The 8,421-nt window shown below is 69.9% G+C and carries 9 protein-coding genes; 2 read left to right on the top strand and 7 right to left on the bottom strand.

From position 1 onward, the window contains the following. The 5 genes from Q0066_RS05985 to Q0066_RS06005 form a co-directional block, all read right to left on the bottom strand. Positions 1 to 1,310, bottom strand: a 1,310-nt coding sequence (locus Q0066_RS05985; protein WP_298131054.1) for an MFS transporter, incomplete at its 3' end; no start/stop codon positions are given. Positions 1,311 to 1,410: 100 nt separating this feature from the next. Next, positions 1,411 to 2,163 carry an SDR family oxidoreductase gene (locus Q0066_RS05990; RefSeq protein WP_298131055.1) on the bottom strand — a complete coding sequence of 251 codons (753 nt, stop codon included), beginning with the start codon at positions 2,161 to 2,163 and terminating at the stop codon, positions 1,411 to 1,413. Positions 2,164 to 2,176: 13 nt separating this feature from the next. Then, positions 2,177 to 3,229, bottom strand: a complete 1,053-nt coding sequence (locus Q0066_RS05995; protein ID WP_298131058.1) for a biotin-dependent carboxyltransferase family protein — start codon at positions 3,227 to 3,229, stop codon at positions 2,177 to 2,179. After that, positions 3,226 to 3,936 carry a carboxyltransferase domain-containing protein gene (locus Q0066_RS06000; protein WP_298131060.1) on the bottom strand — a complete coding sequence of 237 codons (711 nt, stop codon included), beginning with the start codon at positions 3,934 to 3,936 and terminating at the stop codon, positions 3,226 to 3,228. The genes Q0066_RS05995 and Q0066_RS06000 overlap by 4 nt, the downstream gene beginning before the upstream one ends. Position 3,937: 1 nt before the next feature. Then, positions 3,938 to 4,717: a 5-oxoprolinase subunit PxpA gene (locus Q0066_RS06005; protein WP_298131062.1), complete on the bottom strand. Its 780-nt coding sequence runs from the start codon at positions 4,715 to 4,717 to the stop codon at positions 3,938 to 3,940. A gap of 113 nt (positions 4,718 to 4,830) precedes the next feature. On the opposite strand from Q0066_RS06005, the gene Q0066_RS06010 reads away from it, so the two are divergent. Together Q0066_RS06010 and Q0066_RS06015 are read left to right on the top strand one after the other, a co-directional pair. Further along, positions 4,831 to 5,733, top strand: a complete 903-nt coding sequence (locus Q0066_RS06010; RefSeq protein WP_298131064.1) for a LysR substrate-binding domain-containing protein — start codon at positions 4,831 to 4,833, stop codon at positions 5,731 to 5,733. 7 nt (positions 5,734 to 5,740) lie between these two features. Then, entirely contained in the window at positions 5,741 to 6,739 is a 999-nt protein-coding gene (locus Q0066_RS06015) for a magnesium transporter CorA family protein (protein ID WP_298131065.1), read from the top strand. An 84-nt stretch (positions 6,740 to 6,823) separates the two neighbouring features. On the opposite strand, the gene Q0066_RS06020 is transcribed toward Q0066_RS06015, so the two are convergent. Both Q0066_RS06020 and Q0066_RS06025 read right to left on the bottom strand, forming a co-directional pair. Next, positions 6,824 to 7,861: a hypothetical protein gene (locus Q0066_RS06020; RefSeq protein ID WP_298131067.1), complete on the bottom strand. Its 1,038-nt coding sequence runs from the start codon at positions 7,859 to 7,861 to the stop codon at positions 6,824 to 6,826. Further along, positions 7,861 to 8,370 carry a SigE family RNA polymerase sigma factor gene (locus Q0066_RS06025; RefSeq protein WP_298131069.1) on the bottom strand — a complete coding sequence of 170 codons (510 nt, stop codon included), beginning with the start codon at positions 8,368 to 8,370 and terminating at the stop codon, positions 7,861 to 7,863. The genes Q0066_RS06020 and Q0066_RS06025 overlap by 1 nt, the downstream gene beginning before the upstream one ends. Between the last annotated feature and the right edge of the window lie 51 nt (positions 8,371 to 8,421).

Genomic DNA, 8,421 nt, shown 5'->3' on the forward strand with positions numbered 1-8,421 from the left:
TCGGTCTGCCTGGACTCGTTGACCTCGTCCAGGGTCAAGTTCTTGGTCTCCTTGCCGGTGAGTCCGGCAACGCCGGCCACCAGACCCAGAGCGATGGCGAACATCGCCGGGCCGACCCACATAGTGACCTTCTCGCCCGCCAGCGCGGTCGCAATGATCGGGGCGATGGCGCCCGACAAGGCGAAGCCGATCTGGGTGCCGACCGCGAGCCCGGAGACCCGCACCCGGTTCGGGAACATCTCGGCGAAGAACGACGGCCAGGCGGCGTTCGCCGTGGAGTAGAAGAAGCCGTTGCAGAGGATGCCGAGGGTGAAGATCAGCGGCCAGCTGCCCTGGGTGATCGCCCACAGGTACGGCAGCGTGGTGAGGGCGGCTCCGAACGCTCCGATGACGAACACGGTGCGGCGGCCGATCTTGTCGGCCAGCAATCCGGCCACCGGCGTGTAGACGAGGGCGAGGAGGCTCGCCAGCACCGGCACCCACAGCATCGTCGGCCGGTCCAGCTTGTAGCCGGTGGTGGCGAAGGCGATGGAGAAGGTGGCGAACATGTAACTGACGCCGGCGACCATCGCGCAGAGTGCGATGCGGATGATCGAACCCCAGTGGAACTGCAGGGCCTGCTTGAGCGGGGACATCCGCACCTCGACCGCCTGGGCCTCGATGAAGGCGGGCGGCTCTTCCAGCGTGCGCCGGATGATGTAGGCGACGATGACGACGACGGCCGAGAGCCAGAACGGCACCCGCCAGCCCCAGCTCATCAGCTGTTCCTGGGGCAGGGCGACGAACGGAATGAAGATAGCCGTGGAGAGCAGCCCACCGGCGGCGGAACCGCTGGTCACGAAGCTGGTGGTGAAGGAACGACGGTTCTCGGGCGAGTGCTCCAGGGTCATCGTGATCGCGGCCGCCTGCTCGCCGGAGACCGAGAGTCCCTGGATCATCCGGATGAGGACCAACAGGATGGGTGCCCAGATGCCGATGTCGTGGAACGTCGGCAGGCAGCCGATCAGGAAGGTGCAGGCGCCGATGCCGAACAGGGTCAGCAGCATCACGAACTTGCGGCCGAATTTGTCACCCAGGGGCCCCAGGATGAAGGCACCCAGTGGCCGGACCAGATAGCCGACGCCGAGGGTGGCCAGGCTGAGCATCAGCCGGACTCCCTCGGGCAGTTCCGGTGGGAAGAAGATGACGTTGAAGACCAGCGCCGACGCCGTGGCGTACACGGCGAAGTCGTAGTACTCCAGCGTCGTGCCTACCCAGGAGGCGATTGTCGCTTTCGCCGGAGTCTTCTTATGGGGTATGGGTTCAGTCATTATCGCCTCCATTGGCATTTCTCGGTGTGTGTGGTTTCGGTGAGACCCCGGGTGAGCCGGGACCAAACTCGCGGGCGGCGGCTACCCGCCGCCCGGTCGGTCACCGGCTCTGGTTGAAGGTCAACCCGCCGGGTACCTGGAGGGTCGGCATGATCTCGATCATTCCGACGTTGACGTGCTCGGGGGACTCCAGCGCGAACCGGGCCGCGCCGGCGATGTCGGCGGTGGTGACCGACTCGTAGTGCTCGTAGAACTCTTCCCAGGCCCGCTTCAGGTCCTCGGGGCTGCCGCCGAAGTTGCGGCCGAAGATCTCGGTCTCGACACGTCCGGGGCAGATCTCGGTGACCCGCACCTTGTGCCCGAGCATGTCGTTGCGCAGCTGCCGGGACACCTGGTGGATGGCCGCCTTGGTCGCGTGGTAGGCGGTGTGGCCGAAGAAGTTGTAGGTGCCGGCGATCGAGGAGATGTTGACGATGTGGCCCCGGTTGCGGGCCACCATGCCGGGGGCCAGCAGCCGGCACAGGTGCAGCACCGCGCGCAGGTTCACGTCGATCATCGCGTCCACCGTCGCGGCGGTGGTGTCCAGGATGTTGCCGGTGCCCGAGACCCCGGCGTTGTTCACCAGGATGTCGATCTGCAAGCCGTCGACGGCGTCCTCGATGGCGGCCGGATCGGAGATGTCGGCGACGATCGGGGTCATGCCGGTGGCGTCGGCCACCTGCTGCAGCTTGGCCGCGTTGCGGGCCACGCCGTAGACCTGCACCCCGCCGTCGCTGAGCATGCGGGTGATCGCCTCTCCCATGCCGGTGTTGGCACCGGTGACGAGAGCGGTCCGGTAGTCACTGATGGGCATCAGTCGGTTCCTCCTAGGACGATGTCGAGAGTTGTTCGAACTCGGACGGGACGGGGCGGGAGTCGGGGATCGAAGCCGTGGAGCCCCGATGATCGTGCGCCGACATCAGCCGGGCGAGGCGCCTCGTGAGGCGGTCGATGGCGGCCTGCTCGGCACGGGCAGCGGCGACGGCCTCGCCGAGACCGACCCGGACGAACTCGACGCTCTGCCCGGGACGGGCCTGTCCCAGCCGGGATAGGCCGGTCGCGGTGACCACAGCCAGCACCGGGTAGCCGGCGGTCACTCCGCGGCCCCGGTGCAGGATCAGCAGTTCGTCGCCGGCCGGAACCTCGACGGCCCCGATCGGGACGCCGCGGGACAGCACTTCGCCGTGGTGCTCGCGCACCGGCAGCCGTGCGCCGCCGACCGGGGTGAGTCGCAGGCCGATGTGGTTGCTGTGGTTGCCGATCACGAAGCGCCCGGCGTGCAGGCGATGGGCGCTGGCGCCGAACTCGTCGCGGTCGGGCCCGTCGGTGACCGGGATCCGCCAGTGGTCGGTGAACCTGGGTGGCTGGACGGCGCCGCGCACCACCGGGATGCCGAGGTGTGAGTGGAAGATCCGCAGCGGACCGGGCTCGACGCCGATCGTGTCGTCGCGGTGCAGCGGCCCGGAGAAGCCGAGCACGCTGTCCGGGGCGCAGCTGCCCAGCAGCTTCGGGACGTCGAGGGTGCCGTGCACCGCCAGGTAGACCCGCATGCCGAGCCGGATCGACCGCACGCTGAGCTCGGTGCCGGCCGGCCACCAGAACGGTTCCCACTGCCGCATCGGGACGCCGTTGACCGCCACATCCGCCGGTGCGCCGGTGAGCGCGACGAGCAGGTTCGCCGACGTGGTCGCGGCGAAGTCGGCCGCGACGATCTCGATCAGCGGCGCCTGCGGCGGTGCCGCCACCAGGGCGTTGGCGGCCCGCGCGCTGTACTGGTCGAGTGCGCCACCGGTCATCTGGCCGACGGCACCGCCGGCACTCCGGCCGAGGTCGGTGACCGAACTGATCCCGGCGGTGGTGACCCGCACCCGTCCGGTCACGACAGCGCCCCGCGATGCGCCTCGAACTCGGACTCCGGGATCGGGTAGAAGTGCAGTGAGTCGCCGGGCAGGTAGGCCGACAGCGGCTCGTGTGAGGGGTCGACCAGCCGCAGCGGTGTCGTTCCGAGGATCTGCCAGCCGCCGGGCGCCGGGCAGGCGGACACGACCGCTTGGCGTCCGGCGACCGCGACCGCGCCGGCCGGCACATGCGGACGCGGACTCGCCAGCCGGGGGATCGGTGCGCCGAAAGCGGGGCCGTCCATCATCGGGGCGCCGGCCGGGGAGCCGAAGCAGCGGATCAGCAGGGGTTCGGCGGTGTGCCGGGCGATCACCTCGGCGGCGGACAGATCGAGCATCGCTGCGACGGCGTCCAGGTCGGGACCGTGGAACCCGCCGTAGGCGACCGGAACCCGGAAGGTGCGGGGCACCCGCAGCGGAACGCCGTCCACCCGATCGACCAGTGCGGCGATCCTGCCGCGGATCCCCGCGTGATCGGTGCGGACGCAGTCGAACTCGACCAGCAGCGAATCGTAGGTGGGCAGCGCGCCCAGCAGGCCGTCCGGTGCGTCCTGCCGGAGCAGCGCGGCGAGGGCGTGCGCGGTGCGCCAGGCGGCGTCCGAATCGGGCGCGTCGACGACGACCCGGACGGCGGAGTCCCCGCAGTCGAGTACCCGGACCGCCGGGCCGGTCGACGCGAGGCTCGCCATATCAGCCCTTGTCCGCGAGAACGTCGGCCATCGGGGCGATGGTGACGCCGGCCTGCGTCAACCCGTCGCGGATCGCGCGGGCGGTGGCCACCGCGCCGGCGTTGTCGCCGTGCAGCAGCAGCGAATCGGCCCGCACCTGCAGCACGGTCCCGTCGACCGCCTCCAGGGTGGATTCGGTGGCGATCCGGATCGCGCGGGCGACCAGGGTGTCGAGGTCGTGGATCACCGCGCCCGGCTGCGAGCGGGGCACCAGGGTGCCGTCGGCCTGATAGGCGCGGTCGACGATCCCGACGATGCCCACCTGCAGGCCGCGGCGCCGGGCCTCGTCGGCGAGTTCGCCGTCCTGGGCGACGATGATCAGCGAGTCGTCCAGCGAACAGACCGCGTCACAGACCGCTTTGGCGTAGTCGGCGCGGACGGCGACCAGGTTGCCCAGCCGTCCGTGCGGCGCGACGTGCTTCACCTTGGTGCCGTTGGCCAGGGCGAACGCCGAGAGCGCGCCCACCTGGTAGAGCACGTCGGTGCGTACCTCGTCCGCGGTGAGGTCCATGGCGCGGCGTCCGAACCCGACCAGGTCGGGGAAGCTCGGGTGCGCGCCGATCTGGATGCCGCGCTCGGCGCAGGCGCGCGCGGTGGCGTCCATGATCCGTGGATCGCCGCCGTGGAAGCCGCAGGCTACGTTGGCCGACGAGACGATCTCCAGCAACGACGCGTCGTCACCCATCGTCCAGTCGCCGAAACCTTCGCCCAGGTCGGCGACCAGGTCGATCCGTGCCTGCATGATCCTCCCCTTCTGTCGGATGCCCTGACAGTAGGGATTGCGCGCGGCACTGTGGTAAGACGGAATTTCTCTGACGTGATAGCACGTCGCGATGAATGGATCGGGAGGTGTCGATGGAGACCAGGCGGCTGGCCACCTTCGTCCGGATCGTCGACGTCGGCAGCCTGACCCGCGCCGCCGACGTCCTGCACATCGCCCAACCGGCGCTGAGCCAGCAGATCAACGCGCTCGAGGCCGACCTGGGGCAGCGGCTGCTGACCCGCAGCAAGCAGGGCGTCGAACCGACCGAAGCCGGTGCGGCGCTCTACCGGCACGCTCAGGTCATCCTCAAGCAGCTGGACGACGCCGTCGCCGAGGTGGCTCTGCTCGGCCGCGAAGTGGCCGGGCAGGTGTTCGTCGGCTTGGCGCCGTACAGCACGGCGAACCTGATCGCACTGCCGCTGGTCGAGGCGGTGCGAGCCCGCTACCCGCACATTCTGCTGCGCGTCATCGACAACTTCGGCCTGGTGCTCAGCGAAGCGATGATGACCGGACGCCTGCATCTGGCGATCCTGTACGACTCCGGCCCGGTGAAGGGCCTGGTCTTCGAACGGCTGATCACCGAGGAACTCGTCCTGGTCTGTGCCGCCGATGCTCCGGTGGCGGGCGATGCGGTGCCGATCGAGGCGCTCACCGAGTTGCCGCTGATGCTGCCCAGCCCGCTGCACACGATTCGCAAGGCGATCAACCTGGCCTTCGACACCGCCGGCATCCAGCCCCAGGTGCTCGCCGAGCTCGAGTCGGTGGGGCTGATGGGTCAGGCGGTGTCGGCGGGCCTGTGCGCCACGGTGCTGCCGCGCTCGGTCGCCGATCGGCTCACCAACGGTTCCGCACTGCGGCAGATCCGGATCGCGCCCGGCATCGAGGTGCACCTGTCGTTGGGGACGCCGTCCAGCCTGCCGCTGTCGCGCGCCGCCGAGTGCGTCCGCGACCTGCTGCGGCACGTGGTCGCCGCCACGCTGCTGGACGCGCGGTGAGCCTGCGATGACCCAGGTCCGGGGGCGGGTGTGGCGCGACGGCGAACTCGTCGCCACCGACTTCCCGCTGGCCGACCTGGACACCCATCTGGCCGATCCGGCGACCCTCACCTGGCTCGACCTGTACGACCCTGAGGACGAGGTGCTGGCGCAGCTGGCCGCCGAGCTGGGTCTCGACAGGCATGCGGTCGAGGACGCCGTCGCGCCCCGCGAGCGGCCCAAGGCGACCCGGCATGCCAGCCACACCTTCCTCACCTGCTACGCGGCGACGCTGGTCGACGGCGCGCAGGGCCTGCCGGCGATGGCCATCGGGCGGGTCTCGGCCTTCGTGATGCCGCGTGGACTGATCACCATTCGGCTGGCTCGCGGGGCGGAGGTCGACATGGACGAGGTGATCGAACGCTGGCAGGGCAGCGGACTGCTCGGCTACGGCGCCGGTGCCCTGGTGCACGGCCTGCTGGACGTGCTGGTCGACGGCCACTTCGAGGCCGTCCAGGCGATGGACGACAGCCTCGAGGAACTCGAGGATCTGCTGTTCAGCGACACGGTCCGCACCCGCGAGATCCAGGTGCGGGTGTTCGCGCTGCGCAAGGCGCTGGTGTCGCTGCGCCGGGTGGTGCTGCCGATGCGCGAGGTGGTGGCCGGCGTGATGCGCCAGCGGCTGATCGGCGACTGGGGGCGGTCCCGGGAACTCGACGGCGAGTTCACCGACCTCTACGACCATGTGCTGCGGGCCGCCGAATGGTCGGAGTCGTTGCGCGACATGGTCACCTCGGTGTTCGAGACGAACCTGTCGCTGCAGGACGCCCGGCTGAACACGATCATGAAGAAGCTCGCCTCGTGGGGCGCGATCATCGCCGTCCCGACCGCGGTCACCGGCTGGTTCGGCCAGAACGTGCCCTACTGGGGCTTCTCCTCCGAGTGGGGCTTGTGGCAGAGCGTCGTGCTGATCGTGATCGGCACCATCGGCCTGTACTGGCTGTTCCGCCGCAACGACTGGCTGTAGCCCACCGCCGGCTGAGCGTGTCGAAACCCCGATCGTGTCGAAACCCTGGATCACGACAAGCTCGACCAACGGCCCCGCACCCGCTCAGCGGTCGGCGACCTTCGACAGTCGGCTGTCGAGGGCCTCGGACGGCTGCCACTGCAGATGCTGGCCGCCGACGATGAACACGAAGACCCCTCCGCAGGACTGGGCCAGTACCACGACGTCCCCGTAGAAGGACGTGAGGGCGATCCTCAGGTTCTTCGCATTCGGCCGGTAGGGACACGGCAGCGGGGTGAACGGGCCGTTGCGGCCCGGGAAGTCCGCGACGATCGCCCGCACGTCGGCGGCGGTCAGGGTGGACTCGCGGATCGGTTCACTGCCCGCGCCGTAGACGCACAGCCGCCCGGCGGTCGCCTCGGACACCGTCATCGGCATCACCGAGGTCGGAATGGTCTCGAGCGCTCCGCACAGCCGGCCGGTCCGGGTCGCCGCGGGACGGTCGATCAGCTCCCGTTGCCGGCTGAGCTCCTTGGTGAACGAGGTCAGCACCTTCTCGGCACCGACGCGGGGGGCTTCCGTCAGGCCGACCAGCTCACAACCGTAGATCTGCAGCACCATCACCACGGGTGGACGCCCGTCGGACTCGGCGACCAGCAGGTAGTCGGGTCCGAACTCCTCGGTGCACGCCTGCCTGCTGGACGCCTTGGGCAGGCCGGTCAGGGTGTTCAGCACCTTCGCCGTGCCGTCACCGACCACGGCGTCCAGCGGGGCGAAGGTGGAAGCAGCGGAGCGTGCGGTGGGGCACAGCAGCAGCCGGTCGGCGCGGGCCGGCACCTCGGCGGGACTGGTCGACGGGGCCAGTCCGCGACACTGCGTCGGGCTGGACGACGTCGGGAGCGGGGGAGCGTGGGTTTCCATGGCGCTCGGTGAGGTCGCGGGGACGGCGACTCGTCCGCTCTCATTGAACGACGGCCAGAGGAAAGCGCCTGTCACAGCCAGCACGAGCACTGCGACCGCACTGGTCATCGCCAGCCGGGTCCGGCGGCCGTGCCGCAGTCGGGCCTCGTCCGCCCAGGCCGACGTGTCGGGAGGCTCGGGGATCGCCGATCGCAGTTCGGCGCGCAGCTTGTCGTCGTCCATCACTGGCTCCCGTCGGTGAGCAGGGGAGAGGTGCGCAGCTTGGCCAGCGCTCGGGACAGGGTGCTCTTCACCGTGCCGGTGCTGATGCCGAGCAGTTCGGCGGCCTGGGGGCCGGTGAGGTCGTCGAAATACACCAGCACCACAACGGCGCGCTGCTGCCGGGGCAGTGCGGCCAGTGCTCGCCGGACATCGTGGCGGATGTCCAGATCGGGTCCGGACGCCGTGCCGGGATCGGCCCTCCCCGGCAGTTCCGCCGTCCATTTGCGCCGCCACCAGGACAGGTAGGTGCGATACATGGCGGTGCGCACATAGCCCTCGAAGCCGTCCGGGCCGATTCTGGCGAAGTGCGGATAGGTCCGGGTCAGCGCGGTCTGCACCAGATCCTCAGCGCGGTGGCTGTCACCGGTGAGCAGCCAGGCGCTGCGCCACAGGGCGCGGCCCCGGGTCGCGACGAAGCCGTCGAAGCTCGCGGCCTCCTCGCTCGTCGCCACCCTCACCTCCGCCAGCATCGGACCTCCTCAACCTAACAACCGGTTGAGGACGCCGGATGGTTGCTCGGG

It is taken from the genome of Micropruina sp. (assembly GCF_027492755.1).
Lineage (GTDB): Bacteria > Actinomycetota > Actinomycetes > Propionibacteriales > Propionibacteriaceae > Micropruina.

Excerpts from the sequence above, each read along its gene's own strand:
- Q0066_RS06000 (WP_298131060.1), bottom strand. The coding sequence starts at position 3,936 with ATGGCGAGCCTCGCGTCGACCGGCCCGGCGGTCCGGGTACTCGACTGC.
- Q0066_RS06015 (WP_298131065.1), top strand. The coding sequence starts at position 5,741 with ATGACCCAGGTCCGGGGGCGGGTGTGGCGCGACGGCGAACTCGTCGCC.
- Q0066_RS05990 (WP_298131055.1), bottom strand. The coding sequence starts at position 2,163 with ATGCCCATCAGTGACTACCGGACCGCTCTCGTCACCGGTGCCAACACC.
- Q0066_RS06010 (WP_298131064.1), top strand. The coding sequence starts at position 4,831 with ATGGAGACCAGGCGGCTGGCCACCTTCGTCCGGATCGTCGACGTCGGC.
- Q0066_RS06020 (WP_298131067.1), bottom strand. The coding sequence starts at position 7,861 with ATGGACGACGACAAGCTGCGCGCCGAACTGCGATCGGCGATCCCCGAG.
- Q0066_RS06025 (WP_298131069.1), bottom strand. The coding sequence starts at position 8,370 with ATGCTGGCGGAGGTGAGGGTGGCGACGAGCGAGGAGGCCGCGAGCTTC.
- Q0066_RS06005 (WP_298131062.1), bottom strand. The coding sequence starts at position 4,717 with ATGCAGGCACGGATCGACCTGGTCGCCGACCTGGGCGAAGGTTTCGGC.